The sequence below is a fragment of the Streptomyces sp. NPDC085596 genome, from assembly GCF_044541565.1.
Classification (GTDB): domain Bacteria; phylum Actinomycetota; class Actinomycetes; order Streptomycetales; family Streptomycetaceae; genus Streptomyces.
Window position 1 is genome coordinate 830,952 of the sequence record NZ_JBITTC010000002.1, and the last position, 24,922, is coordinate 855,873.

Here is a 24,922-nt window from a genome sequence, read left to right on the forward strand (position 1 = left end):
AGCCGACCAGTCTACGGGGTCCCAGGCACCCCCTCGGTCACTCCTTCGCCCCGGCCCCGTCCTTGGGCCGCTCGGCGGGCCCCCGCCGCACCGCGCCCGGCGCGCTCCAGTTCTGCCGCCTGCGGGCCCGGTCGCGGGCCACCTGCGAGGACTCCAGCTGGTACGGCACCGAGGTCACCATCACGCCGGGCGTAAACAGCAGCCGGCCCTTGAGCCGCAGCGCGCTCTGGTTGTGCAGCAGATGCTCGTACCAGTGACCCACCACGTACTCCGGGATGATCACCGACACCGCGTCGCGCGGGGACTCCTTGCGCAGGTTCTTGACGTACTCGATGATCGGCCGCGTGATCTCGCGGTACGGCGAGTCCAGCACCTTCAGCGGTACGTCGATGCCGCGCCGCTCCCACTCCGCGCGCAGCGCCTTCGTCTCCGCCGGGTCGACGTTGACGGTGAGCGCCTCCAGGGTGTCGGAACGCATCAGCTTGGCGTAGGCCAGGGCCCGCAGGGTCGGGCGGTGGATCTTGGAGACCAGGACCAGGGAGTGCACCCGCGAGGGGCGCACGCTGTCGTCGGTGGGGCCGTCGGCGGCGGCGATCTCGTCGGCGACCCGGTCGTAGTGCTTACGGATCGCGGTCATCGTCGCGTAGAAGATGCACATGCCCAGCAGGGCGACCCAGGCGCCGTGGGTGAACTTGGTGACCAGCACGACGACCAGTACCAGGCCGGTGAAGAAGGCGCCGAAGGTGTTGATCGCGCGGGCGCGGATCATCCGGCTGCGCTTGGCCGGGTCCTTCTCCTTGGCGAGGTGCCGGTTCCAGTGCCGGACCATGCCGGTCTGGCTGAGGGTGAAGGACACGAACACGCCGACGATGTACAGCTGGATCAGCCGCGTCGAGTCGGCCCCGTAGATGACCACCAGCAGCATGGCCGTGCCGGAGAGCAGCACGATGCCGTTGGAGAACGCCAGGCGGTCGCCCCGGGTGTGCAGCTGGCGGGGCAGGTAGCGGTCCTGCGCCAGGATCGAGCCGAGCAGCGGGAAGCCGTTGTACGCCGTGTTCGCCGCGAGGAAGAGGACCAGGGCCGTCGCCGCCGCGAGGACGACGAACAGGATGCTGCCCTTGCCGAACACCGCCTCGGCGACCTGGGAGATCACCGGGTTCTGGACGTAGCCGGAGCCGATGGGCACGCCGTCGCGCAGCAGGTCGGTCGCGGGGAACTCGGCCATGCGGACCTTGGTGGTCATGGCCAGGGCGATGATGCCGCAGAACATGGTGACGGCCAGCAGGCCCATCATGGCGAGCGTGGTCGCCGCGTTCTTCGACTTGGGCTTGCGGAAGGCGGGGACGCCGTTGGAGATGGCCTCCACGCCGGTGAGCGCGGCACAGCCGGAGGAGAACGCCCGCAGCAGCAGGAAGACCAGCGCGAAGCCCGCGAGGCCCTGGTGCTCGGCCCTGATGTGGAAGTCGGCCGTCGGGGCGCGCATCGAGTCCCCGAGGACCAGCCCCCGGAAGGCACCCCACGCGATCATGATGAAGACGCCGCCGACGAACACGTAGGTCGGGATGGCGAAGAGCTTGCCGGACTCCTTCATGCCGCGCAGGTTCATCAGCGTCAGCAGGATGATCACGGCCGACGCGCACAGCACCTTGTGCTCGACCACGAACGGGACCGCGGAGCCCAGGTTCTCGATGCCCGAGGTGATGGAGACGGCGACGGTCAGCACGTAGTCGACCAGCAGGGCGCTGGCGACGGTGAGCCCGGCCCTGGGACCGAGGTTGGTGTTCGCCACCTCGTAGTCGCCGCCACCACTGGGGTAGGCGTGCACGTTCTGCCGGTAGGAGGCGACCACCGTGAACATCAGCACGACGACCGCGACCGCGATCCAGGGGCTGAAGTGGTAGGCCGACACACCCGCGATGGACAGGACCAGCAGAACCTCCCCCGGCGCGTAGGCGACGGAGGACAGCGGGTCGGAGGCGAAGACGGGGAGGGCGATGCGCTTCGGCAGGAGCGTCTCGCCCAGCCGATCGCTGCGCAGTGCGCGCCCGATCAGGATCCGTTTGGGCACGTCGGTCAGTTTGGACACGAGAGAGGATCGTAAGGCTTCGAACAGGCAGCCGCCCACCCGGCGGTCACGTTCTGCCTCACGAGTGAAATCGGGGGCGTGCGGAAGTGGGGTGTGCCGGGTGTGCGCGCCCCCGTGCCTAGATGTCAGCCCCGGCCCGTCATCGCACTTCGGAGGTCCCATGCCCGCCGCCGCTGAGCTGCTCGGGGCCGTGCTCGCCCTGGCCGGCCTCGCCGTCCTCACCTGCTACAGCGTGCGCAGCATCACTCGGCGCCGGGCTCCGGGGGTGACCGCGGTCACGGAACAGCGCAGATGAACGCCGTCACGGTGGGTTGACGCCGGGTGCGGTGAGCACGCGTGTGCAGCTTTGGGCGCCGGTCTGAGACCCTGATGCTGAGCAGCAACTTTTGGACACCGGAAGGACGGTCGTGCACATCGTCATCATGGGCTGCGGCAGAGTGGGTTCCGCTCTCGCCCAGACCCTGGAGCAACAGGGCCACACGGTCGCGGTGATCGACCGGGACCCCACCGCCTTCCGCAGGCTGGGGCCGGGATTCGGCGGCCGCCGGGTCACCGGTGTCGGCTTCGACCAGGACACTCTGCGCGAGGCGGGCATCGAGGAGGCCGGCGCCTTCGCCGCGGTCTCCAGCGGTGACAACTCCAACATCATCTCCGCCCGGGTGGCCCGCGAGATGTTCGGCGTGGAGAACGTGGCCGCCCGGATCTACGACCCCCGCCGTGCCGAGGTGTACCAGCGCCTGGGCATCCCGACCGTCGCCACGGTCCGCTGGACCGCCGACCAGATGCTGCGCCGGCTGCTGCCCTCGGGCGCTGAGCCGCTGTGGCGCGATCCCACCGGTGGGGTGCAGCTCGCCGAGGTGCACGCCTCCGCGAAGTGGGTCGGCCACAAGATCAGCAAACTCCAGGAGGAGACGGGCGTCCGCGTGGCGTTCCTGACCCGGCTGGGCGAGGCCGTGCTGCCCACCTCGCAGACGGTCCTCCAGGAAGGCGACCTGGTGCACGTGATGATGCGGACGGACGAGGTCGAGAAGGTCGAGGCGGCGTTCGCCGAGGGTCCCGAAGAGGAGGGCGGTCACTGATGAGGGTCGCCATTGCCGGAGCCGGGGCGGTCGGCCGCTCGATCGCGGCGGAACTGCTGGAGAACGGGCACGAGGTCCTGCTGATCGACAAGGCGCCGACCGCCATCTCGGTGGAGCGGGTGCCGCAGGCGGAGTGGCTGCTGGCCGACGCCTGTGAGATCACGGCCCTGGACGAGGCCGCGCTCCAGCGCTGCAACGTCGTGATCGCCGCGACCGGCGACGACAAGGTCAACCTGGTCGTCTCGCTGCTCGCCAAGACGGAGTACGGCGTCCCGCGCGTCGTCGCCCGGGTGAACAACCCCAAGAACGAGTGGCTGTTCAACGAGTCGTGGGGTGTGGACGTGGCCGTCTCCACGCCGCGTCTGATGTCCGCCCTGGTCGAGGAGGCGGTGAGCGTCGGTGATCTGGTCCGGCTGCTGCGCTTCAGCCACGGCGACGCCAACCTGGTGGAGCTGACCCTGCCCGAGGAGTCGGCGCTGGCCGGCATCCAGGTCGGGGACGTGGAGTGGCCCGAGGACACCAGCCTGGTCACCATCATCCGCGGCACCCGCGTGCTGACGCCGTCCAAGGAGGACTCCCTGGAGGCGGGCGACGAGCTCCTCTTCGTGGCCGCGCAGGCCCGCGAGGAGCAGCTGGAGGACCTGCTGTCGGTCCGCCGCGACACCGCCTGAGCCCGGACACGCGAAGAGAGGACCTACGGATGTCCGTAGGTCCTCTCTTCGCGTGCTCAGCGCCTACGCGCCCCTGCGGTGCCGTCCCGCCGTGGACTCGCCGGTCTCGGCGGCGGCGTGCTCACGCTCCGCCTTCTCCGCCTTCTCCGCCTTCTCCGCCTTCTCGGCCTCCTCCGCCTTCTCGGCGGCCTCCATCTCGGCGAACACGTCGATCGGCGGCGGCGCCTTGGCCAGGAAGACCCAGGTGAGGTAGACCGCCAGCAGGAAGGGCGGGATCTTCAGGATGACCAGGATCCAGCCGAGCTGCGTGGTGTCGGCCCACCAGTAGAGCGGGAAGAGGATCGCGCACTTGGCGAGCAGGATCAGGCCCCAGGCCCAACTGGCCTTGGTGTACGCCTTCTTGCGGCCGGGGTTGCGGGTGCGCCAGGAGAGGTTCTCCTTGAACACCGGGCCCAGCATCAGGCCGATCAGCGGCACCCCGGCGAGGGTCGTGATGATGTACGCGAGCGCCAGGCCCAGGGTGTAGAGCATGCCGGGCAGGTAGAAGTCCTTGGCGTTGCCCGTGAACATGGCGAACACGACACCGAAGGCCACACCGAAGACACCGCTGAAGGCGTGCTTGACGGTGTCCTTGCGCAGCAGCCGGACCACGAGCATCACCACGGCGACGCCGAGCGCGGCGATCGCGGAGAGATGCAGGTCCTTGTTGATCGTGAAGATCGTGACGAAGAGCAGGCCGGGCAGCACCGTCTCGACCATGCCGCGGATGCCGCCGAACGCCTCGAACAGCGCGGCCTCGGTGACCGTCCGGGAGTCATGGACCTGGTCGGCCTCGCGGCCGCCGTCCGGCGGGCTCTGACCGGCGTCTTGGGTCGGCTTGTCGAGGGACGTCACCGGCTACTCCCGTCCGAGGGGTCGCAGTTCGTATTTCGGGTTGAACAGCACGCGGCGGCCCCGGCTCATCGAGATCCGGCCCGATGCGATCAGCTTGCGTCCCGGTTCTATGCCCGTGATGGAGCGCCTGCCGAGCCACACCACGTCCAGCGCGGCGGTGCCGTCGAACAGCTCCGCCTCCAGCGCCGGGACACCGGCCCGCGGCCGCAGGGTGACCGTGCGCAAGGTACCAGTTACGGTGACGATCTGCCGGTCCTGGCAGTCGCCGATCCGGGTGCATCCGGCGGTCTCGGTGTCCTCCCGCAGCTCCTCCGACTCCAGGTCCTCCTGGGAGGTGGAGAGCCGGTCCAGCATGCGGCGGAACCGGCCTGCCGGCTTTTCGGAACGAGGAACGCCACTCATATCTGAAGCGTACCGGGGTGTGCCCATGAGGCCGTACTCCAGAGGGGCTCCCGGCCGTACACCGGCTCACTTCTCGAAGCGGTAGCCCATGCCGGGTTCGGTGATGAAGTGCCGGGGGTGCGCGGGGTCGGCCTCCAGCTTGCGGCGCAGCTGGGCCATGTAGACCCGCAGGTAGTTGGTCTCGGTGCCGTAGGAGGGCCCCCAGACCTCCCGCAGCAGCTGTTTCTGGCCGACCAGGCGGCCGGTGTTGCGGACCAGCACCTCCAGCAGGTGCCACTCGGTCGGGGTGAGCCGTACGTCCCTGCCCGCGCGGTCGACCTTCTTGGCGGCCAGGTCGACGGTGAATTCGGCCGTCTCCACGGTGGTCACGTCGTCCTCGCCGACCGGCTCGGCCCGGCGTACGGCGGCCCGCAGCCGGGCCAGCAGTTCGTCCATGCCGAAGGGCTTGGTGACGTAGTCGTCGGCGCCCGCGTCCAGTGCCTCCACCTTCTCGTCGGAGGAGTGGCGGGCGGACAGCACGAGGATGGGCACCCGGGTCCAGCCGCGCAGGCCCCGGATCACCTCGACGCCGTCCATGTCGGGCAGGCCCAGGTCGAGGACGATCACGTCGGGGTGGCGGGAGGCGGCGAGCTGGAGGGCGGTGCGGCCGTCGTGGGCCGAGTCGACGTCGTACGAGCGCGCCTTGAGGTTGATCACGAGGGCCCGCACGATCTGCGGTTCGTCGTCGACCACCAGCACCCTGGTCATTGCGGCTGCCTTTCCTGTTCTGCGGTGTCCTGCCCCGCGCGCGGGGGCTCGGGGCGGGGCCGGGCGGCCCGGAGGCTGAGCACCATGGTGAGTCCGCCGCCGGGGGTGTCCTCGGCGGTCAGGGTGCCGTCCATGGCCTCGGCGAAGCCGCGGGCCACCGCGAGGCCGAGCCCGACCCCGGCGCCGCGCGGGGCGTCGCCGTACCGCTGGAACGGCTCGAAGATACGATCCTTCGCGTCGTCCGGCACACCGGGCCCCCGGTCCACGACGCGCACCTCGACCCGGTCCACCAGGGCACTGGCGGACACGGTGACGCGCTGGCCGGGCGGGCTGTACTTGACGGCGTTCTCCACCAGGTTGGCGACCGAGCGCTCCAGCAGTCCGGGGTCGACGGCGACCATGGGCAGCGTCTCGGGCACGTCCAGGCCGACGCTGTCCTCGGGTACGCCGACCAGCGCCATCGGCACCACCTCGTCCACGTCGATCTCGCGGATCAGCGGGGTGACGGTGCCGGTCTGGAGGCGGGACATGTCGAGCAGGTTGCCCACGAGGTGGTCGAGCCGGTCGGCGCCCTCCTCGATGCCCTCCAGCAGCTCGGCCCGGTCCTCCTCGGACCAGGCCACGTCGTCGGAGCGCAGGGAGGAGACGGCGGCCTTGATCCCGGCGAGCGGGGTGCGCAGGTCGTGGCTGACGGCGGCGAGCAGGGCGGTGCGGATGCGGTTGCCCTCGGCGAGCGCGCCGGCCCGGTCGGCCTCGGCCTTCAGGCGGCGTCGGTCGAGGACGACGGCGGCCTGGGCGGCGAAGGCGGCCAGTACCCGGCGGTCCTCGGCGGGCAGCACCCGGCCGGTGAGCGCGAGCGCCATGTGGTCGCCGACCGGCATGTCCACGTCGGCGTCCTCGGGCCGCTCCAGCGGGGGTCCGAGTCCGGCGCGGCCGGCGCAGGTCCAGGGCTCCAGGTCGCCCGCCCGTTCCAGCAGGGCGGCCGACTCCATCGCGAAGGTCTCCCGGACGCGTTCCAGCAGCGCCTCCAGGCTGGTCTCGCCGCGCAGGACGTTGCCGGCGAGGAAGGAGAGGATCTCCGACTCGGCCCGCAGCCGGGCCGCCTGGTGGGTGCGGCGGGCGGCGAGGTCGACCACGGAGGCGACCGCCATGCCGACGCCGAAGAAGATGGCGATGGCGACGATGTTCCTCGGGTCGGCCACGGACAGCCGGTGCAGGGGCGGGGTGTAGAAGAAGTTCAGCAGCAGGGAGCCGAGCGCGGCCGAGGCGAGCGCGGGCAGCAGCCCGCCGAGCAGGGCCGCCGCGACCGTGACGGCCAGGAACAGCAGCATGTCGTTGGCGAGGCCGAGGTCGACGGCGTTGAGCAGCAGTGCCAGTACGGCCGGGCCCGCGAGGGCGGCCACCCAGCCGGCGATGATCCGGCCCCGGCCCAGCCGGGAGCCGCGGGCGACGGGCAGTCCGCGCCCCTTGGCGACCGCCTCGTGGGTGACGATGTGCACGTCGAGGTCGGGTCCGGACTCGCGTGCCACGGTGGCGCCTACGCCGGGTCCGAAGACGTACTGCCATGCCTTGCGGCGCGAGGAGCCGAGCACGATCTGGGTGGCGTTGACGCCGCGCGCGAAGGCCAGCAGGGCGGCCGGTATGTCGTCGCCGACCACATGGTGGAAGGTGCCGCCCAGGTCCTCAGCCAGGGTGCGCTGGAGGGCGAGTTCCTTCGGGGAGGCCGCGGTGAGGCCGTCGCTGCGGGCTATGTAGACCGCCAGCACCTCGCCGCCGGCGCCCTTCTCGGCGAGCCGGGCCGCGCGGCGGATCAGGGTGCGCCCCTCGGGTCCGCCGGTCAGGCCGACCACGATGCGCTCGCGGGAGCCCCAGATCCGGGAGACCCGGTGCTCGCTGCGGTAGGCGTTCAGATGCTCGTCGACCCGGTCGGCCACCCACAGCAGGGCCAGCTCGCGCAGGGCGGTGAGGTTGCCGGGGCGGAAGTAGTTGGACAGCGCCGCGTCGACCTTGTCCGGCTGGTAGACGTTGCCGTGCGCCATGCGGCGGCGCAGGGACTGCGGGGACATGTCGACCAGCTCGATCTGGTCGGCCCTGCGGACCACCTCGTCGGGCACCGTCTCGCGCTGACGCACCCCGGTGATCGACTCGACCACGTCGCCGAGGGACTCCAGGTGCTGGATGTTGACGGTGGAGACGACGTCGATCCCGGCGGCGAGGAGTTCCTCCACGTCCTGCCAGCGCTTGGTGTTGCGGGAGCCGGGGACGTTGGTGTGCGCGAGTTCGTCCACCAGGGCGACGGCGGGCGCGCGGCGCAGTACGGCGTCGACGTCCATCTCCTCGAACCCGGCGCCCCGGTGCTCCAGCCGCCCGCGCGGGACCTGCTCCAGGCCGTGCAGCAGGACCTCGGTGCGGCGCCTGCCGTGGTGTTCGACGTACGCCACCACGCAGTCGGTGCCCCGCTCCACGCGGCGGTGCGCCTCGGCGAGCATGGCGTAGGTCTTGCCCACGCCCGGTGCCGCGCCGAGGTAGATCCGAAGCTTGCCGCGTGCCATGGCCCCATTGTCTTCCGGTGACTGCCGCCTACGCAGCGTCGACCTTACGGCGGGCGGTGCGGACAAAGCGGGCGGGGGGCCGCGCCGCGGGACGCTTTGACGCAACCCTGACGCCTCGGACGCCAGGAGCACGCGAAGGGCCGCACCCCCTGGGTACGGCCCTTCGTCGGTGTTGTCTGCCCGGCTCTCGCCTCAGCGGACCTCGGTGATCTCCGGGCCGCGCTGGAGCTGGCCCATGCCGCCGGAGAAGCGGGAGCCCTCCTCCTCCTGCTGGACGCCCTCGGGGACCATCTGGGCGTCGTTGGGCAGCTTGAGGACGATCGGGTCGCGGGGCGCCATCGGGCCCTCGCCGCGCACCACGACCGTGTCCCGGAAGATCTGCTCCAGCAGCCCGGCCGCCTGCGGCTGCACCGCGCCCTGGCCGGAGATCACACCGCGCAGGAACCAGCGGGGGCCGTCCACGCCGATGAACCGCACGACCTGGAAGCCGCCCGTGCCGTCCGGCAGCTGCACCGGCACCTGGGCCCGCAGCTCCCAGCCGAGGGGGCCCTCGACCTCGTCGACGATGCCGCCCTGCTGGGTGATGCCGCCCGCGATCTCGTCGCGGACCTCGCCCCAGATGCCCTCGCGCTTGGGGGCGGCGAACGCCTGGAGCTGGACGGCGCTGTCGCGCAGTACGACGGTCGCGGCGACGATCGCGTCACCGGCGACCTCGACCCGCAGCTCCATGCCGTCGACCCCCGGTACGAACAGACCGCCGAGGTCCACGCGGCCCTCGGCCGGGTCGCGCACCTCGGTGGAGTCCCAGGGTCCGTCGGGCCGCGGCTCGGGCTCGAGCCGTACCCGCGTCTGCTCTTCCGCCTCGGTGCCGACGCTGTCGACGACCTGCTCGGCCTCGCCGGCCGCGCCCTCGGCGGCACCCTTCTTGTTGCGACGTCCGAACACGTCACTGTCCTTCCCGGTCGGATACGACCGAAGCGTATCGATTCCCACCCGCCCGGCCACCTGCGGCGGCCGGACCCGTCGTGCCGCGCTAGCCGTCCACCGAGGCATGGCCTCCGGTGGACCCGAAGCCCCCCTCGGCCCTCACCGAACCGGGAAGTTCCGCGACCTCCTGGAAGCGGACCCTCTCGACCTGCTGGACGACCAGTTGGGCAATCCGGTCGAAGCGCTCGAACCGCACCGTCTCGCGCGGATCGAGATTCACCACGATCACCTTGATCTCTCCACGGTACCCGGCATCAACCGTCCCCGGGGCGTTCACAAGCGCTACTCCGCAGCGGGCCGCCAGGCCCGAGCGGGGGTGCACGAAGGCCGCGTACCCCTCGGGGAGCGCGATGGCCACGCCCGTGGGCAGCACGGCCCGCTCACCGGGCTTCAGTTCGCAACGCTCGGTGGTGCGCAGATCGGCCCCGGCGTCCCCGGGGTGCTCGTACGCCGGAAGCGGTACGTCGGGGTCGATGCGCCTGAGCCGCACGTCCAGCGGTGTGGTCACGGGTTCACCTCGAAGGCGCGGGAGCGCCGGATCTGGTCCGGGTCGCTCATGGCGGCCTGGATCTCCTGCTCGCGGCCGTGGTCGGTGAAGTGGTCGACCTTCACCTCGACGAACAGCGCCTCCGCGCGTACGGCGACCGGGCCCTCGGGGCCGCCGATGCGGCCGGTCGCGCGGGAGTAGATCTTGCGTCCGGCGACGGCGGTGACCTCGGCCTCCAGGTGCAGCACGGTGCCGACCGGCACGGGGCGCACGAAGTCGGTCTCCAGCCGTCCGGTGACGGCGATGGTGCGCAGCAGCCAGTTCAGCGAGCCGAGGGTCTCGTCCAGGGCGGTGGCCAGCACTCCGCCGTGCGCGAGGCCGGGGGCGCCCTGGTGGGCGGGCTGGACGGTGAACTCGGCGGTCAGCGAGACGCCGTCGCCCGCGCGTGCCTCCAGGTGCAGCCCGTGCGGCTGGCCGGGGCCGCAGCCGAAGCAGTGTTCGTAGTGGGCACCGAGAAGCTCGCCGGGCTCGGGGGCGTCGGGGTGCCGGACGGGCGGCTTCGCGTCGGCGGGGGGCTGAAGGCTTGCTGAACTCACAGGCGCAGACCTTACCGGTCCGCCCTGTGGCCGCCACCACGCCGCCGCCCCGGCGTCCGGGATGTCCGTCCACCGTGCCAAGCTTGATTCATGCAGCTCTCCGCCGCCCCCTTCGAAGAACGCCTGACCGCCCCGCGCTCGTGGTGGCTGATCAGCGTGCTCGTGGGCGTCTCCTTCGCCCTGATCCTGCTGCCCTTCGGCACGCTGCCGCTGCTCGGTGGCCTGGTCGGCGGCACGGCTGTCGCGGCGGTGATGGCCAGCGCGTACGGCTCCCCGCGCATCCGCGTGGTGGGCGACGCGCTGCTCGCGGGCGAGGCCCGTATCCCGGTGTCGGCGCTCGGCGCGGCCGAGGTGCTGGACGCGGAGGAGGCCCGTGCCTGGCGCACCCACAAGGCCGACACGCGCGCGTTCCTGCTGCTGCGCTCCTACATCCCGACGGCGCTGCGGGTCGAGGTGACCGACCCCGAGGACCCGACGCCGTACCTGTACCTGTCGACGCGTGAGCCGGAGCGGCTGGCGGCGGCGATCGCGGGCGCCAAGAGCGCTTAAGGCGCCTTCGGGCGCGGGAGGCGTCAGCTGCCCGTGCCCTCCGGGTATCCGGTGATCCGCAGCGGGTCCTCGGGCTCCTCCAGCGGCGGCAGATCGGGCAGCTCGCCCCAGGGGACCTGGCTCTTGCGCAGGTCGGTCCGCACGCGCTCGGCGAGCTTTCTGGTGTCCCGGCGGTTCATGACCGCGCCGACGGCGGCGCCGACCATGAACGGCATGAGGTTGGGCAGATTGCGGACCATGCGCTTCATGATCTGCTGACGCAGTTCGCGTTTCATCCGGCCGCCGAGGGCGACGTCGATGGTCGCCGGTTTCATCACGTCGATCCCGCGCTCCCCCGACCAGGAGGACAGATACGCGGTGCTACGGGTCCTGAGATTCCCCGGCGGGCGCAGGCCGTAGACCTCGTGGAGCTCGGCGATGAGCTTCAGCTCGATCGCGGCGACCCCGGTGATCTCGGCGGCCAGCTCGGTGGGCATGGCGGGCGGTACGGGGAGCATGGCGGCCGCGCCGATCCCGGCGCCGACCGCGGAGGTGCCGGCGGCCGCTCCGGCCACCAGTTTGTCGGCGAGCTGCTCGGGCCCGAGGCCCGGGAACTGCCGGCGCAGCGTCGCCAGGTCGCGTACGGAGACGCGCGGGGCGAGCTCGATGACCCGGTCGGCGAGGTAGCCGATTCCCGCGCGGGCATGGGTGCCGCCCCGGCGGGCACCCTCGCGGGCCAGCAGCCGGGCCCGGGTACGGATCGCGGCCGCCCTGCCCGGCGGTCGCGGTTCCGCGCGGCCGGGGGACTCCCCCGTCCGGGCCGCGGCGGACCCGGACGCCGGTTCGAGCGAGGCCCCCGGTGCGGCGGGGCCCCGCTCGTCGTCGTCACGCGTGCCGTGCGAGCCCTTCACGGGCCCTTTGTCCGCTCCCGGCAGATGGAAGCGGCGCTTCCGCGGAGGGGTCGAGCCAGTCACGGCCGACCCGTCCTCAGTCGCAGTCGCGGCAGATCGGCTGGCCGTTCTTCTCACGGGCCAGCTGGCTGCGGTGGTGGACCAGGAAGCAGCTCATGCAGGTGAACTCGTCCTGCTGCTTGGGCAGCACGCGGACGGCCAGTTCCTCGTTGGAGAGGTCGGCGCCCGGCAGTTCGAGGCCCTCTGCGGCCTCGAACTCGTCGACGTCCACCGCGGAGGTGGACTTGTCGTTCCGGCGAGCCTTCAGCTCCTCGAGACTGTCCGAGTCGACGTCGTCATCGGTCTTGCGTGGAGTGTCGTAATCGGTAGCCATGTGTCACTCTCCCCCTCTGGGTATCTGCGGTGTCTTCAGCGCACGTAACGCGTGAGAGGCCGGACTTGTGCCCGACCTGAGGCGGAGATTTTGCCTCACATCAAGGTCTGTTACTCAATCGACACCCAACCCGGCCCCTCGTGAGTGATCGGCTTGGATGGCGGTGAGGACCGTACACGGTTCGGATGCCGCACCTCAAAGGCGCCTCATCGTGTACTTCCCGTGATCAGGAGCCTTGAAAACCCGGATTTTCCCGGCTTTACGGCCCCCTCCATGATCACAGTGAGTGCATGGCTGGAAATCCGCCCATGTGATTGATCACACAGGGAAAACCTCTTTCGGTGGTCGGAAAATTCCGCGCGAAGCGAACATCCTCCGCGAGTGTCCGGATCTGTGACAAGCAAGGTCACAACGGCAGTGTCACGCGCATCACCAGACCGCCGCCCTCGCGCGGCACGGCCGAGATGTGGCCGCCGTGCGCGCGGGCCACGGACCGGACGATGGACAGGCCGAGCCCGACCCCCTTGTCGCTGCCCGTACGCTCCGTGCGCAGCCGCCGGAAGGGCTCGAAGAGGTTGTCGATCTCGTAGGCGGGCACCACGGGTCCGGTGTTGGAGACGGTCAGCACCGCGCGGCCGTGCTGGACCGCCGTGGTGACCTCCACCCAGCCGCTCTCCGGCCCCTCGCCGTCGTCCTTGCCGGCGAGCCCCTCCTCGGGGGCCACGTTGTAGCGCACCGCGTTCTGCACCAGGTTGAGCGCGATGCGCTCCAGCAGGACGCCGTTGCCCCGCACCACGGCGGGCTCCAGCTCGCTGCGGATCTCCACGCTCCTGGCCTCGGCCTCGGTACGCACCTGGTCGATGGCCTGCCCGGCCACCTCGGCCAGGTCCACGGGGCCCCGCTCGACGATCTGGTTGTCGCTGCGGGCGAGCAGCAGCAGGCCCTCCACCAGTTGCTCGCTGCGCTCGTTGGTGGCCAGCAGCGTCTTGCCGAGCTGCTGGAGCTCCACCGGGGCGTTCGGGTCCGAGAGGTGCACCTCCAGCAGGGTGCGGTTGATCGCCAGCGGGGTGCGCAGCTCGTGGGAGGCGTTGCCGACGAAGCGCTGCTGGGCGGTGAAGGCCCGCTGGAGCCGCTCCAGCATGTCGTCGAAGGTGTCCGCCAGCTCCTTCAGCTCGTCGTCCGGGCCGTCCAGCTCGATCCGGCGGGACAGGTCGGACCCGGCCACCTGGCGGGCGGTGCGGGTGATCCGGCCCAGCGGGGAGAGCACCCGGCCCGCCATCGCGTAGCCGAACGCGAAGGCGATCACCGCGAGGCCCAGCAGGGCCAGCAGCGAGCGGCTGAGCAGGTTGTCCAGGGCCACCTGGCGCTGGTGGTCGACGCACTGGCTGATCGCGGTGTTGAAGTCCTGGAGCGACAGGCTGGTGGTGTTGTTGATCGCCGGGCAGTTACTGCTGGAGACCCGGAGGTCCTGATAACCGACGATCTTGAACAGCGGCTGGTTGCCGGTACTGATCGCCTGCGCGGCCAGCAGATAGATGATCGACAGCAGCAGGATGCCCGCGATCAGGAACATGCCGCCGTACAGCAGGGTGAGCCGTATCCGGATGGTCGGGCGCAGCCAGGGGAAGGGCGGCTGGGGGCGGGGGTCCCAGGTGGGTTTCGGGGGCGCCTGGGGCGGCGCGGGGGTGGCGGCCACGGGGGATCAGATCCGGTAGCCCGAGCCGGGGACGGTCACGATCACCGGGGGTTCGCCGAGTTTGCGGCGCAGCGTCATCACCGTCACCCGCACCACGTTGGTGAAGGGGTCGGTGTTCTCGTCCCACGCCTTCTCCAGCAGCTGTTCGGCCGAGACGACCGCGCCCTCGCTGCGCATCAGCACCTCCAGCACCGCGAACTCCTTGGGCGCGAGCTGGACCTCCTTGCCGTCGCGGAATACCTCGCGGCGGTTGGGGTCGAGCTTGATGCCGGCCCGCTCCAGGACCGGGGGCAGGGGCACGCTGGTGCGGCGGCCGAGCGCGCGCACGCGCGCGATCAGCTCACTGAAGGCGAACGGCTTGGGCAGGTAGTCGTCCGCGCCGATCTCAAGACCCTCGACGCGGTCGCTGACGTCGCCGGAGGCGGTGAGCATGAGCACGCGCGTGGGCATACCCAGCTCCACGATGCGGCGGCAGACGTCGTCTCCGTGCACGAGCGGGAGGTCGCGGTCGAGGACGACCACGTCGTAGTCGTTGACGCCGATGCGCTCCAGGGCGGCCGCACCGTCGTACACGACGTCGACGGCCATGGCCTCCCGGCGCAGTCCGGTGGCCACCGCATCGGCGAGCAACTGCTCGTCCTCGACGACGAGTACACGCACGTCGCTAGTCCTTCCTGAAGTCCACCCGCGTGAGCCGCGCCGGGGCGCGGGCGGGTGGAGCCGTCCGTGGGATCGTGGCCTCCATCCTGCCCTTTTCGGCCGTAAGTCGGCTGTAAGCCGGGTGCGGGGCCGCAGGGTCGGGGGTGGCGGGACGAGAATGCCGGAATTTCTCCCGTCAGCGAGGTTTCCGCGCAAAGGAGGACGGGGAGGACGGCTTTACACCCCGCGATCACGCTCTGCATGTGCCGCAGCACCATGCGGTACTCCGCGATCACTCCGCGGAGCGGGCGCGGGTGTCCGGCACCGCCGCCGCCCAGCAGGGCAGCGCTGGGCACCCGCGGCGATGATCGCCCCTTCCTTAACCTGGCACACCCCGTGCCACCGGCCCACGACCCAGGACGAGGGGGCGCAGCATGGACGCTTTCACCACGGGACTTCTGCAGCGCATAAAGACGACCGAGTCCGACCTGACGCGGGCTCGTGACGAGGGGGACGACTTCCTCGTCGAGGTGGAGCAGGGCGAGCTGGACGACCTGCGCCGCCTCGCCGCCGAGCACGGCGTGGAGGTCGGCGTCACCCACGCCTGACCGGCCCGAGAACACCCGCGGGACCCCGGCACGTCCAGTGCCCCGGGTCCCGCTTCCCGCCCCACCCGCGCTCCGTCGCGGGGCGGTCGTCGGTGTGCCGCGACCGGTCAGTCCCGCCAGGCGCCGAAGTCCCCCAGCAGCCGCTGGAGGGGCTCGAAGACGCTCGGCGTGCCCGCGAGCGTCAGCTCGCCCGACGGGCGCTCTCCGGGCCGCCCACCGGTCCTGGCGCCCGCCTCCCGCGCGATGAGGTCCCCGGCCGCCACGTCCCACGGGTTGAGCCCGCGCTCGTAGTAGCCGTCGAGCCGGCCGCAGGCCAGGTCGCACAGGTCGATCGCCGCCGAGCCGCCGCGCCGGATGTCCCGGACCAGCGGGATCAGCCGGGCCGCGATCTCCGCCTGGCGGGCGCGGACCTCGGTGACGTAGTTGAAGCCGGTGGAGACCAGTGCCTGGTCCAGCGGGGCCGGCGGACGGCAGGCCAGCGGGCGCTCGCCCTCCCAGGCGCCGGTGGCCCAGGCCCCGCCGCCGAGCACGGCCTGGTAGGTCTCGCCGCGCATCGGGGCCGCGACCACGCCGGCGACGGTCTCCCCGTCCACCTCGGCCGCGATGGACACGGCCCAGGTCGGCAGCCCGTACAGGTAGTTGACCGTGCCGTCGAGCGGGTCGATCACCCAGCGGACACCGCTGGTGCCCTCGGCGCTGGCGCCCTCCTCGCCGAGGAACCCGTCGTCGGGGCGGCGGCCGGAGATCAGGTCGACGATCAGCTTCTCGGCGGCGAGGTCCATCTCGGTGACGACGTCGACCGGGCTGGACTTGGTCGCGGCCACCGCGAGGTCGGCCGGCCGGCCGTCGCGCAGCAGCGCGCCCGCGTGGCGGGCGGCCTCCTGGGCGAGCCGGAGCAGTTCGGAGTGGAGGGGGTCGGTCACGGGTCTCCTCACGCGTAGGGGCTGTCGGCGCCCGCGGCGGCCGGGCGGGGGGTCCGCGCGGGGCAGCAGCCGACCGGGCACACGTCGTGGCCGGCGCCGAGGGCGCCCAGGGCGCACGGCGTGCTCTCCCGGCCGCGCTCCGTCAGGGACCGCTCCAGGACCAGTTCGCGGACGGCGGCGGCGAAGCGGGGGTCGGCGCCCACGGTGGCCGAGCGGCCGACCGGCAGGCCCAGCTCCGCCGCCTTGGCCGTGGCCTCGGTGTCGAGGTCGTAGAGGACCTCCATGTGGTCGGAGACGAAGCCGATGGGGGCCATGACCACGGCCGGGATCCCGGCGGCGTGCCGCTCCTGAAGGTGGTCGCAGATGTCCGGCTCCAGCCAGGGGATGTGCGGGGCGCCGGAACGGGACTGGTAGACGAGCTGCCAGGGGTGGTCCACACCGGTGCGCTCGCGGACGGCGTCGGCGATCAGCCGGGCCACGTCGAGGTGCTGGGCGACATAGGCGCCGCCGTCGCCGTGGTCCGCCACGGGGCCGGAGGTGTCGGCGGCGGCGATCGGGATGGAGTGGGTGGTGAAGGCGATGTGGGCGCCGTCGCGGACCTCGTCGGGGAGGTCGGCGAGCGAGCGCAGCACGCCGTCGATCATGGGCTCGACGAAGCCGGGGTGGTTGAAGTAGTGCCGCAGCTTGTCGATCTTCGGGGGCGTCAGCCCCTCGGCCTCCAGCGTGGCGAGCGCGTCGGCCAGGTTCTCCCGGTACTGGCGGCAGCCCGAGTACGAGGCGTAGGCGCTGGTGGCGAGGACCAGGACGCGGCGGCGGCCGTCGGCGGTCATCTCCCGCAGGGTGTCGGTGAGGTACGGCTGCCAGTTGCGGTTGCCCCAGTAGACCGGGAGGTCCAGCCCGTGGTCGGCGAAGTCCTTGCGCAGGGCGTCCAGCAGGGCACGGTTCTGTTCGTTGATCGGACTGACCCCGCCGAACAGGAAGTAGTGCTGCCCGACCTCCTTGAGGCGCTCCTTGGGGATGCCGCGGCCGCGCGTGACGTTCTCCAGGAACGGGACCACGTCGTCCGGCCCCTCGGGACCGCCGAAGGAGAGCAGGAGGAGGGCGTCGTAGGGGGTCACATCGAGCGCGTCTGGCATGACTCGATCCTGCCACCCGCCACTGACAGGGGTGAAACGGCACGGGGGTGCGCCGGAAAAGCGGGGCTTCGCAGTGGTTTGCCCGGCACGATGAGCGGCTGCATTAGGGTCACCTAACTCGTAAGCTGTATCCACCCTCTTCGCGCCTTACTGAGCAGTCCAGACGGAGTCCCGCGTGCCCAGCCCCTACCGAGCCCTGTTCACCGAACCGGGCACCAAGAGCTTCTCCGCCGCGGGCCTCGTCGGGCGGATGCCGCTGTCGATGATGGGCATCGGCGTGGTCACGATGATCTCCCAGCTCACCGGGCGCTACGGGCTCGCCGGCGCGCTCTCGGCCACCATGGCGCTGTCCGCCGCCGTGCTCGGACCGCAGATCTCCCGCCTGGTGGACCGGCACGGCCAGCGCCGGGTGCTGCGCCCCGCGACCCTGGTGGCGCTCGCCGCGGGCGCCGGACTACTGCTCGCCGCCCACTTCGGCTGGCCCGACTGGACACTGTTCGCCTTCGCGGCCGGGGTCGGCGCGGTGCCCAGCCTGGGCGCGATGATCCGGTCCCGCTGGGCCGCGCTGTACGGCGGCGACCCGAGACTGCACACCGCCTACTCGTTCGAGTCGGTCGTCGACGAGGTCTGCTTCATCATCGGGCCGATCCTCTCCATCGGCCTGTCCACGGCCTGGTTCCCGGAGGCGGGCCCCCTGCTCGCGGCCTGCTGCCTGGCCGTCGGCGTCTTCTGGCTGACCGCCCAGCGCGCCACCGAGCCGGTGCCGCACCCGCGCGAGCACCACGGCGCGGGCAGCGCTCTGCGCTCCCCCGGACTCCAGGTACTGGTGGCGACCTTCGTGGCCACGGGCACGATCTTCGGCGCGATCGACGTGGTCACCGTCGCCTTCGCCGACGAGCGCGGCCACAAGGGCGCGGCGAGCGTGGTCCTCGCGCTCTACGCGGCCGGGTCGTGCGCCGCGGGCCTGGTCTTCGGCCTGCTGCGCTTCTCCGGTCCGCCGCAGCGCCGGTGGCTGCTGGGCGTGGGCGCGATGGCCATGAGTATGATCCCACTCCTACTGGTCGGAAACCTGGCACTTCTGGCCGCGGCACTGTTCGTTGCGGGGCTGTCCATCGCACCGACGATGATCACGACGATGTCCCTCATCGAGAAGCACGTACCTCGCGCGAACCTCACCGAGGGCATGACCTGGGTGGGCACCGGTCTGGCGGTCGGAGTCGCGCTCGGCTCCGCCATGGCGGGCTGGGTGATCGACGCGGCCGGCGCGCGCGCCGGGTACGGGGTCCCGGTGGTCGCCGGGGCCGCCGCGGTCGTGGTCGGTTTCCTCGGGTACCGCCGGCTGCACAGGCCGGTCACGGGGCGGGGAGGCACCGTTGAGCAGCACGGCGAACGGGAAGCACGGAACGTGGCGTAACTGGGGCGGCAATGTGACCGCCCGGCCCGCCCGGCAGGTGACTCCGGCCTCGGTCGAGGAGCTGGCCGCCGAGGTGCGCGAGGCCGCCGAGCGGGGGCTGCGGGTGAAGGCGGTGGGCACCGGGCACTCCTTCACCTCCGTCGCGGCCACGGACGGGGTGCTGATCCGCCCCGACCTGCTGACCGGCATCCGCGCCGTCGACCGCACCGCCATGACCGTCACGGTCGAGGCGGGCACCCCGCTGAAGCGGCTCAACGCGGCCCTGGCGCGCGAGGGTCTGTCGCTCACCAACATGGGCGACATCATGGAGCAGACCGTCGCCGGGGCCACCAGCACCGGGACCCACGGCACCGGCCGGGAGTCCGGCTCGATGGCCGCACAGATCACGGGGCTCGAACTCGTCACCGCCGACGGCTCGGTGCTCACCTGCTCCGCGGAGCGGAACCCCGAGGTGTTCGCGGCCGCCCGGATCGGCCTCGGCGCGCTGGGCGTGGTCAGCGCGCTGACCCTCGCCGTCGAGCCGCTGTTCCTGCTCACCGCCCGCGAGGAGCCGATGCCGCTCGACCGGGTGCTGGCGGAGTTCGATCAACTCTGGGCGGAGAACGAGCACTTCGAGTTCTACTGGTTCCCGCACACCGGCAGCACCAACACCAAGCGCAACAACCGCAGCGAGGGCCCCGCGCAGCCGGTGGGGCGGGCGGCCGGCTGGTTCGAGGACGAGTTCCTGTCCAACGGCGTCTTCCAGGTGGCCCAGTGGGTGGGGCGCGCCGCCCCCGTCTCCGTCCCGGCCATCGCCCAGGTCTCCAGCCGGGCCCTGTCCGCGCGGTCGTACACCGACATCCCGTACCGGGTGTTCACCTCGCCGCGCCGGGTGCGGTTCGTGGAGATGGAGTACGCGGTGCCGCGCGCGGCCCTGGCCGGGACGCTGCGCGAGCTGAAGGCGGTGGTCGAGCGGTCCGGGCTGCGGGTCGGCTTCCCGGTCGAGGTGCGCACCGCCCCGGCCGACGACATCACGCTGTCCACCGCCTCGGGCCGGGACAGCGCCTACATCGCGGTCCACATGTTCCGGGGCACCCCGTACCAGGCGTACTTCAGCGCGGCGGAGCGCGTGTTCACCGCGCACGAGGGGCGGCCGCACTGGGGGAAGGTGCACACGCGGGACGCGGGGTACCTCGAAGGGGTGTATCCGCGCTTCACCGAGTTCACGGCGTTGCGGAACCGGCTGGACCCGGAACGGCTGTTCCAGAACGACTACTTGCGGAGGGTTCTGGGGCAGTAGGCGTCGTCCCGGTCGCGCCCTCGCTGGGTGTGGGGGCCGGGGTGGTCGCGTCCCGGCCGGGCGTGGTGCTCGGTCCGTCGCTCGGGGACCGGGTGGTCTCGGGCGACGTCGGACGCGTCGTGGCGCTGCCGCCCCCGGACGGGGTCTCCTCGGTGGGGGCCGTCGTCCCGGACGGGGTGGTGGCGGGGGCGGGGTCGTCGTCCCTGCGGTGGTGGTGGGAGGAGTTCCGGCCGCCGACCGCGTCGCTGACGGTGGTGCCCGAGCCACCGCTGAAGCTGTTGCCGGACGCCGCCTCGTAGGCGGTGATGCCGCCCATGGTGACGCCGAAGACCAGGGCCGCGGCGAGGAGCGGACGCTTCCAGCTCTTGATCCGCGCGCGGTAGACCGTGCCCTCGGTGAACTCGCCCGGGACCGGCTCGGGATGACCGGCGACGGTCCCTGTCCGGGGCCGGGGGGTGTCCCTGGCCTCGCGGAGCTGCTCCCCCGTGCTCCGGAAGAGCTGCTGGAAGACCGAGCCGCCGCACGTGGCGACGATGCTCACCACCCCGGCGCCCAGGATCGTGCCGTACACCCCGAAGTAGGAGGCCATCTTGGCCGCCACGACCGCCGCGAGCGCACTGCCCGCGACCTGGGGGACGTTCAGGTCGAACCGCTTTCGACCCGCATCGGGCGTTTCACGCATACCCGGAACCCGCTGCCTTTCCCTTGCTCGGCGTCGACAAGTGTCGACATGTGACGAGTGAGGGACGTGCGAACGAAACCATTAGTTCCGTTTCGCCGGATTGCGTGAACTTCGCCACGTTCGTGAGCGCCGGAACCCGCCCACGGGCGGCCAAGTCGCACCCCCCGACTGAAGTTGAGCGGCGCGCCGAACCACGCGGATGGCCCGAATGGAGTACTGTTGCGAGCCCTGGGCACGGGTGTCCCATCGGGATGTCCGGAGCCCCGCAGGGCCGCCAGGAGGGGGAAAGTTGCACAGGGTGATGAAGTTCGTCACTCACCGTTGCCAACAAGTAACCGTGCCATAACGGCGGTGCTGGGCTCGCGCCCGACACGCCGGGCAACTCGGCAAGGTTGTGGCAGGTTGCGCTCGGGCAGGCCACACTCGACTAGCGGAAGCAGCGACGCACGTGACGTCGGCAGGCACCATCCGGGAGGTCCCCATGCCCGAACTGCGTGTCGTGGCCGTCTCGAATGACGGCACACGGCTGGTGCTCAAGGCTGCCGACGCGACGGAGTACACCCTTCCGATCGACGAGCGGCTGCGCGCCGCCGTGCGCGGTGACCGCCCCCGCCTCGGCCAGATCGAGATCGAGGTGGAGAGCCACCTCCGCCCCCGGGACATCCAGGCGCGGATACGAGCAGGTGCCACCGCGGAAGAGGTCGCCACGCTCGCCGGCATCCCCGTCGACCGGGTCCGCCGCTTCGAGGGGCCCGTGCTCGCCGAGCGCGCCTTCATGGCCGAGCGCGCCCGCAAGACCCCCGTCCGCCGCCCCGGTGAGAACTCCGGCCCGCCGCTCGGCGAGGCCGTGCAGGAGCGGCTGTTGCTGCGCGGGGCCGAGAAGGACACCGTGCAGTGGGACTCCTGGCGCCGCGACGACGGCACCTGGGAGGTCCTGCTCGTCTATCTGGTCGCGGGCGAACCACACTCGGCGAGCTGGACGTACGACCCGCCCCGGCGGCTCGTCCAGGCCGTCGACGACGAGGCGCGCTCGCTGATCGGCGAGTCCGACGACCTCTCGGTGGCGGAGCCCAGCTTCCCGTTCGTCCCGCGCATCGCGCGGCTGCCGCGCGACCGCGGCATGGACCGCGCCCTCGACCGGGTCGACCGCGAGCGGCCCAGCCTGCCCGCGCAGCCGTCCGAGCCCGCCGAGGAGAGCACGAGCGAACGCGACTCCCTGACCAGCCTGTTGGAGGCCGTGCCGAGCTTCCGGGGCGATCTGGTGGTGCCGGAACGGCCGCCGGAGCCCCCGGAGGAGCCGGCCGAGGAAGTCCTGGAGGAGGAGCCCCCGGCGCCCGCCGCGTCGGCCGGTTCCGCCTACGCGGACGTACTGATGCCCCGTGCCGTCTCCAGCCACCGCGACCGGCTGACCGGCGCGACGGACCGTCAGGCCGAGGCCGACGGGGTGCGCCCCGGCCGCCGGGCCGCCGTCCCGAGCTGGGACGAGATCGTGTTCGGGACCCGGCGCAAGAAGCAGGAGTAGCGGGGCCGTCGGGGTGGAGCGCTGGTGCGCTGGTGCGCTCCACCCTTGATGTCTCTGCTAACTCGGGTCCGGGCCCACCGCGATCGGGCGGGACGGGTCGGCGGACCACTCCGACCAGGAACCCACGTACAGCGCGGATGGGATGCCCGCGACCGCGAGGGCCAGTACCTCGTGGGCGGCGGAGACGCCGGAGCCGCAGTAGACACCGACCGGGGCGTCGCCGGAGACGCCGAGCGCCTTGAAGCGGTCGCGCAGGTCGGCGGCGGGCAGGAAGCGGCCGTCGGGGCCCACGTTCTCCATGGTCGGCGCCGACAGCGCGCCCGGAATGTGCCCGCCGACCCGGTCGATGGGCTCCACCTCACCCCGGTACCGCTCCCCCGCGCGTGCGTCCAGCAGGACGCCCGAGCCCGCCAGTTCGGCCGCGCTGTCCGCGTCGAGCACCCCGGTCGCCTCCGGCAGCGGCTCGAAGTCGCCCTCGGCCGGGGCCGGTACCTCCGCGGACAGCGGGCCCTCCCATGCCGTCAACCCGCCGTCGAGCACCCTCACGTCCGGGTGACCCGTCGCGTGCAGCAGCCACCAGGCGCGGGCGGCCGCCCAGCCCTGTCCGCCGTCGTACACGACGACCGGAGTCCCGGCGGACACGCCCGCGCGGCGCATGGCGGCGCCGAACTCGGCGATGTCCGGCAGGGGATGGCGGCCGCGCGGGCCGGGGGGCGACGCCAGCTCCCGGTCCAGGTCGACGAAGACCGCGCCGGGGAGGTGCCCGGCCTCGTAGGCGGCGCGGGCGTCGAAGGCGGGGGCGCCCGGCGCGCTCAGCTGCCAGCGCAGGTCCAGCAGCGTCGGCGGGGTCGGCCCGGCCAGCTCCTGGGCGAGTTCGGGGGCGGTGATGATGACTGTCATGGCGCCATCCTCGCGCACAGGGTGGCCGCCACGCCCGTCCCCTACTACTCTGCTCGGCCGGACAGCCCCGATCACACGGCGTACGGTATCGGGCACACAGTGTGCGTTCGGCGGCACTCGCCGGTCATCGCCCGCGCGGCGAACGGCGGCCGGCCGGACCTTCCGCCGGACCGCGTGCCGCCCCGTACCCATAGCGGCACGGGCACGCGGGCGCCGGCCGACCGGCCCCGCCCGCGGGGAGCGGATGCGACACGGCCCCCATGAGGGGCCGGAGAGAGAGTGAGCGATGACCGAGGCACCGGAGTCGGCCGGCCCACGAGCGCCGCACGCGCCCGGCACACCGTGCTGGGTGAGCCTGATGACGCGGGCGGCGGCTGCCGCCGAGGAGTTCTACGGGGCCCTGTTCGGCTGGGAGTTCCGGCCCGGCCCGCTCGGCCGCCCGGTGCGGGCGTCGCTGGGCGGCCGGGAGGTGGCGGTCATCGGTCAACTGCCCCCGGACGCCGGGCTGTCGGCGGCCTGGACGCCCTACCTCGCCTCGGACGACGTGGACCTCACGGCCGAGCGGGTGCGGCTGTCCGGCGGCACGGTGGCGGTGGGCCCGCTGGACGCGGGCGAGAACGGCCGGGTGGCCATCGCCGCCGACCCGGCCGGCGCGGTCTTCGGCTTCTGCACCGCCTGGGCCCACCCCGCCCCGGTGAGCGGCGGCGGGCCGGGCCTGCCCGCGTGGAACGAGCTGCGGACCGTGTCGGCGGTACGCGTGACGACGTTCTACGCCCGGGTGTTCGGCTACGAGGCGGAGCCTCCGTCGGCCCCGGACCACATCACCCTGCGCAGCGGTGGCCGCCCGGTGGTGGCCCTGCGCGGCATGGGCCAGGCCCTCCCCCGCGCCCTGGGCGCGCACTGGCTGCCCCACTTCGAGGTGACGGACACCGACGCCACGGTCCGGCGGGTGCTGGAGCTCGGCGGCCGCCTGCTGGAACCGGCCTACGACAGCCCGTACGGGCGGGTCGCCACGGTGGCGGACCCGCAGGGGGCGCGGTTCGGCGTGGTGCGCAGGGTGGGGACGCTGCCCCGGCCGCGCAGATAGGTCAGCCGGAGGCAGGTCATAGGCAGGTCAGCCGGAGGTCACCGGCAGGACGTCCGGGGAGAGGGCACCGGCCTGGGTGGAGGCGGCCGTCATGCGGCGGCGGTGGTGACGGCGGCACAGGACCTCGTAGCCGATGGCGGTGGCGGGGCGGTTCACGTCGCCGATCACCACCTGCTCGCCCTCCACGACCATCTCGCCGCCGACCGTGCGGGCGTTGTGCGTGGCGCGGGCGCCGCACCAGCACATCGCCTCCACCTGGAGCGTCTCTATCCGGTCCGCGAGTTCGATCAGGCGCTGGGAGCCGGGGAAGAGCTTGGTGCGGAAGTCGGTGGTGATACCGAAGGCGAAGACGTCCAGGTCCAGGTCGTCCACGACGCGGGCCAGCTGGTCGATCTGCTCGGGGCCGAGGAACTGGGCCTCGTCCACGATCACGTAGTCGACCCTGCCGCCGCGCGACATCAGGGCCACGACATGGCCGTACAGGTCCATGCCCGGCATCGCCTCGACCGCGTCCGTGACCAGGCCGAGGCGGGAGGACAGCTTGCCCTGGCCGGCGCGGTCGTCCCGCGTGAAGATCAGGCCCTGGAGTCCTCGCGCCGAGCGGTTGTGCTCGATCTGCAGAGCCAGGGTCGACTTCCCGCAGTCCATCGTTCCGGAGAAGAACACCAGCTCGGGCATGAGGGGTTGAGCACCTTTCGGCGAGTTGACACGGTGGGGGGAGGG

At 72.2% G+C, this 24,922-nt stretch carries 25 protein-coding genes and 1 pseudogene; 9 read left to right on the forward strand and 17 right to left on the reverse strand.

The features are described 5' to 3' along the window. Positions 1–37: 37 nt before the first annotated feature. On the reverse strand, positions 38–2,086 hold the full coding sequence (locus ACIGA3_RS09270; RefSeq protein ID WP_399712072.1) for an APC family permease: 2,049 nt from the start codon (positions 2,084–2,086) through the stop codon (positions 38–40). Positions 2,087–2,246: 160 nt separating this feature from the next. Between ACIGA3_RS09270 and ACIGA3_RS09275 the strand changes: the two genes are divergently transcribed. The 3 genes from ACIGA3_RS09275 to ACIGA3_RS09285 all read left to right on the forward strand — a co-directional run bounded on the left by ACIGA3_RS09275 (position 2,247) and on the right by ACIGA3_RS09285 (position 3,836). Then, entirely contained in the window at positions 2,247–2,381 is a 135-nt protein-coding gene (locus ACIGA3_RS09275) for a hypothetical protein (protein WP_399712074.1), read from the forward strand. Positions 2,382–2,493: 112 nt separating this feature from the next. Next, entirely contained in the window at positions 2,494–3,165 is a 672-nt protein-coding gene (locus ACIGA3_RS09280) for a TrkA family potassium uptake protein (protein WP_217464924.1), read from the forward strand. Continuing rightward, positions 3,165–3,836, forward strand: coding sequence for a potassium channel family protein (locus tag ACIGA3_RS09285; RefSeq protein WP_399712076.1), 672 nt, complete (start codon positions 3,165–3,167; stop codon positions 3,834–3,836). The genes ACIGA3_RS09280 and ACIGA3_RS09285 overlap by 1 nt, the downstream gene beginning before the upstream one ends. Positions 3,837–3,899: 63 nt before the next feature. On the opposite strand, the gene ACIGA3_RS09290 is transcribed toward ACIGA3_RS09285, so the two are convergent. From ACIGA3_RS09290 to ACIGA3_RS09320, 7 genes and pseudogenes are all read right to left on the reverse strand, one after another. After that, on the reverse strand, positions 3,900–4,730 hold the full coding sequence (locus tag ACIGA3_RS09290) for a DUF3159 domain-containing protein (RefSeq protein WP_399712078.1): 831 nt from the start codon (positions 4,728–4,730) through the stop codon (positions 3,900–3,902). 3 nt (positions 4,731–4,733) lie between these two features. Further along, positions 4,734–5,132, reverse strand: a complete 399-nt coding sequence (locus ACIGA3_RS09295) for an OB-fold nucleic acid binding domain-containing protein (RefSeq protein ID WP_161145734.1) — start codon at positions 5,130–5,132, stop codon at positions 4,734–4,736. A gap of 66 nt (positions 5,133–5,198) precedes the next feature. Continuing rightward, positions 5,199–5,879 carry a response regulator gene (locus ACIGA3_RS09300; protein WP_399712080.1) on the reverse strand — a complete coding sequence of 227 codons (681 nt, stop codon included), beginning with the start codon at positions 5,877–5,879 and terminating at the stop codon, positions 5,199–5,201. Then, entirely contained in the window at positions 5,876–8,431 is a 2,556-nt protein-coding gene (locus ACIGA3_RS09305; RefSeq protein ID WP_399712082.1) for an ATP-binding protein, read from the reverse strand. Before ACIGA3_RS09305 ends, ACIGA3_RS09300 begins: the two co-directional genes overlap by 4 nt. A 192-nt stretch (positions 8,432–8,623) precedes the next feature. Then, complete coding sequence (locus ACIGA3_RS09310) at positions 8,624–9,376, reverse strand: DUF3710 domain-containing protein (RefSeq protein ID WP_399712084.1); 753 nt, start codon at positions 9,374–9,376, stop codon at positions 8,624–8,626. 1 nt (position 9,377) lies between these two features. Beyond that, positions 9,378–9,926 (reverse strand): annotated as a pseudogene (gene dut, locus ACIGA3_RS09315) (dUTP diphosphatase). Further along, positions 9,923–10,501 (reverse strand): PaaI family thioesterase, encoded by a 579-nt coding sequence (locus ACIGA3_RS09320; RefSeq protein ID WP_399712087.1) that lies wholly within the window; start codon positions 10,499–10,501, stop codon positions 9,923–9,925. The pseudogene dut and the gene ACIGA3_RS09320 overlap by 4 nt, the downstream one beginning before the upstream one ends. 90 nt (positions 10,502–10,591) lie before the next feature. Here ACIGA3_RS09320 and ACIGA3_RS09325 point away from each other — a divergent pair, with 90 nt between their 5' ends. Continuing rightward, a complete protein-coding gene (locus tag ACIGA3_RS09325; RefSeq protein WP_399712089.1) occupies positions 10,592–11,050 on the forward strand; it encodes a DUF3093 domain-containing protein in 459 nt (152 codons plus the stop codon). A gap of 23 nt (positions 11,051–11,073) precedes the next feature. Here ACIGA3_RS09325 and ACIGA3_RS09330 read toward each other — a convergent pair whose 3' ends face one another. From ACIGA3_RS09330 to ACIGA3_RS09345, 4 genes are all read right to left on the reverse strand, one after another. Continuing rightward, positions 11,074–12,003, reverse strand: a complete 930-nt coding sequence (locus ACIGA3_RS09330) for a hypothetical protein (RefSeq protein ID WP_399712091.1) — start codon at positions 12,001–12,003, stop codon at positions 11,074–11,076. A gap of 13 nt (positions 12,004–12,016) precedes the next feature. After that, on the reverse strand, positions 12,017–12,313 hold the full coding sequence (locus ACIGA3_RS09335) for a DUF4193 domain-containing protein (protein WP_005481602.1): 297 nt from the start codon (positions 12,311–12,313) through the stop codon (positions 12,017–12,019). Between the two features lie 406 nt (positions 12,314–12,719). Further along, positions 12,720–14,009 (reverse strand): sensor histidine kinase, encoded by a 1,290-nt coding sequence (locus ACIGA3_RS09340; protein WP_399712093.1) that lies wholly within the window; start codon positions 14,007–14,009, stop codon positions 12,720–12,722. A 6-nt stretch (positions 14,010–14,015) separates the two neighbouring features. Continuing rightward, positions 14,016–14,669: a response regulator transcription factor gene (locus tag ACIGA3_RS09345; protein WP_007387794.1), complete on the reverse strand. Its 654-nt coding sequence runs from the start codon at positions 14,667–14,669 to the stop codon at positions 14,016–14,018. 413 nt (positions 14,670–15,082) lie between these two features. Here ACIGA3_RS09345 and ACIGA3_RS09350 point away from each other — a divergent pair, with 413 nt between their 5' ends. Continuing rightward, on the forward strand, positions 15,083–15,256 hold the full coding sequence (locus ACIGA3_RS09350; protein ID WP_389006231.1) for a hypothetical protein: 174 nt from the start codon (positions 15,083–15,085) through the stop codon (positions 15,254–15,256). 107 nt (positions 15,257–15,363) lie between these two features. Here ACIGA3_RS09350 and ACIGA3_RS09355 read toward each other — a convergent pair whose 3' ends face one another. Then, a complete protein-coding gene (locus ACIGA3_RS09355; RefSeq protein WP_399712097.1) occupies positions 15,364–16,179 on the reverse strand; it encodes an inositol monophosphatase family protein in 816 nt (271 codons plus the stop codon). Positions 16,180–16,187: 8 nt separating this feature from the next. Next, the gene (locus ACIGA3_RS09360) at positions 16,188–17,315 is read right to left on the reverse strand and encodes a ferrochelatase (protein ID WP_399712099.1); all 1,128 of its coding nucleotides are present in this window, start codon (positions 17,313–17,315) and stop codon (positions 16,188–16,190) included. A 175-nt stretch (positions 17,316–17,490) separates the two neighbouring features. Here ACIGA3_RS09360 and ACIGA3_RS09365 point away from each other — a divergent pair, with 175 nt between their 5' ends. Then, positions 17,491–18,729 carry an MFS transporter gene (locus ACIGA3_RS09365; RefSeq protein WP_399712102.1) on the forward strand — a complete coding sequence of 413 codons (1,239 nt, stop codon included), beginning with the start codon at positions 17,491–17,493 and terminating at the stop codon, positions 18,727–18,729. Then, the gene (locus ACIGA3_RS09370; RefSeq protein WP_399712104.1) at positions 18,689–20,008 is read left to right on the forward strand and encodes a D-arabinono-1,4-lactone oxidase; all 1,320 of its coding nucleotides are present in this window, start codon (positions 18,689–18,691) and stop codon (positions 20,006–20,008) included. The genes ACIGA3_RS09365 and ACIGA3_RS09370 overlap by 41 nt, the downstream gene beginning before the upstream one ends. Here the strand turns inward: ACIGA3_RS09370 and ACIGA3_RS09375 are convergent. Beyond that, entirely contained in the window at positions 19,932–20,690 is a 759-nt protein-coding gene (locus ACIGA3_RS09375) for a hypothetical protein (RefSeq protein WP_399712107.1), read from the reverse strand. The genes ACIGA3_RS09370 and ACIGA3_RS09375 overlap by 77 nt on opposite strands. Before the next feature lie 481 nt (positions 20,691–21,171). Here ACIGA3_RS09375 and sepH point away from each other — a divergent pair, with 481 nt between their 5' ends. Beyond that, the gene (gene sepH, locus ACIGA3_RS09380; RefSeq protein ID WP_399712110.1) at positions 21,172–22,212 is read left to right on the forward strand and encodes a septation protein SepH; all 1,041 of its coding nucleotides are present in this window, start codon (positions 21,172–21,174) and stop codon (positions 22,210–22,212) included. Positions 22,213–22,269: 57 nt separating this feature from the next. On the opposite strand, the gene ACIGA3_RS09385 is transcribed toward sepH, so the two are convergent. Next, the gene (locus tag ACIGA3_RS09385) at positions 22,270–23,112 is read right to left on the reverse strand and encodes a sulfurtransferase (RefSeq protein ID WP_399712113.1); all 843 of its coding nucleotides are present in this window, start codon (positions 23,110–23,112) and stop codon (positions 22,270–22,272) included. A gap of 286 nt (positions 23,113–23,398) precedes the next feature. On the opposite strand from ACIGA3_RS09385, the gene ACIGA3_RS09390 reads away from it, so the two are divergent. Continuing rightward, positions 23,399–24,199 (forward strand): VOC family protein, encoded by an 801-nt coding sequence (locus tag ACIGA3_RS09390; protein WP_399712115.1) that lies wholly within the window; start codon positions 23,399–23,401, stop codon positions 24,197–24,199. Positions 24,200–24,226: 27 nt separating this feature from the next. Here ACIGA3_RS09390 and ACIGA3_RS09395 read toward each other — a convergent pair whose 3' ends face one another. After that, positions 24,227–24,877 carry a thymidine kinase gene (locus ACIGA3_RS09395; RefSeq protein ID WP_399712117.1) on the reverse strand — a complete coding sequence of 217 codons (651 nt, stop codon included), beginning with the start codon at positions 24,875–24,877 and terminating at the stop codon, positions 24,227–24,229. Positions 24,878–24,922: the final 45 nt, after the last annotated feature.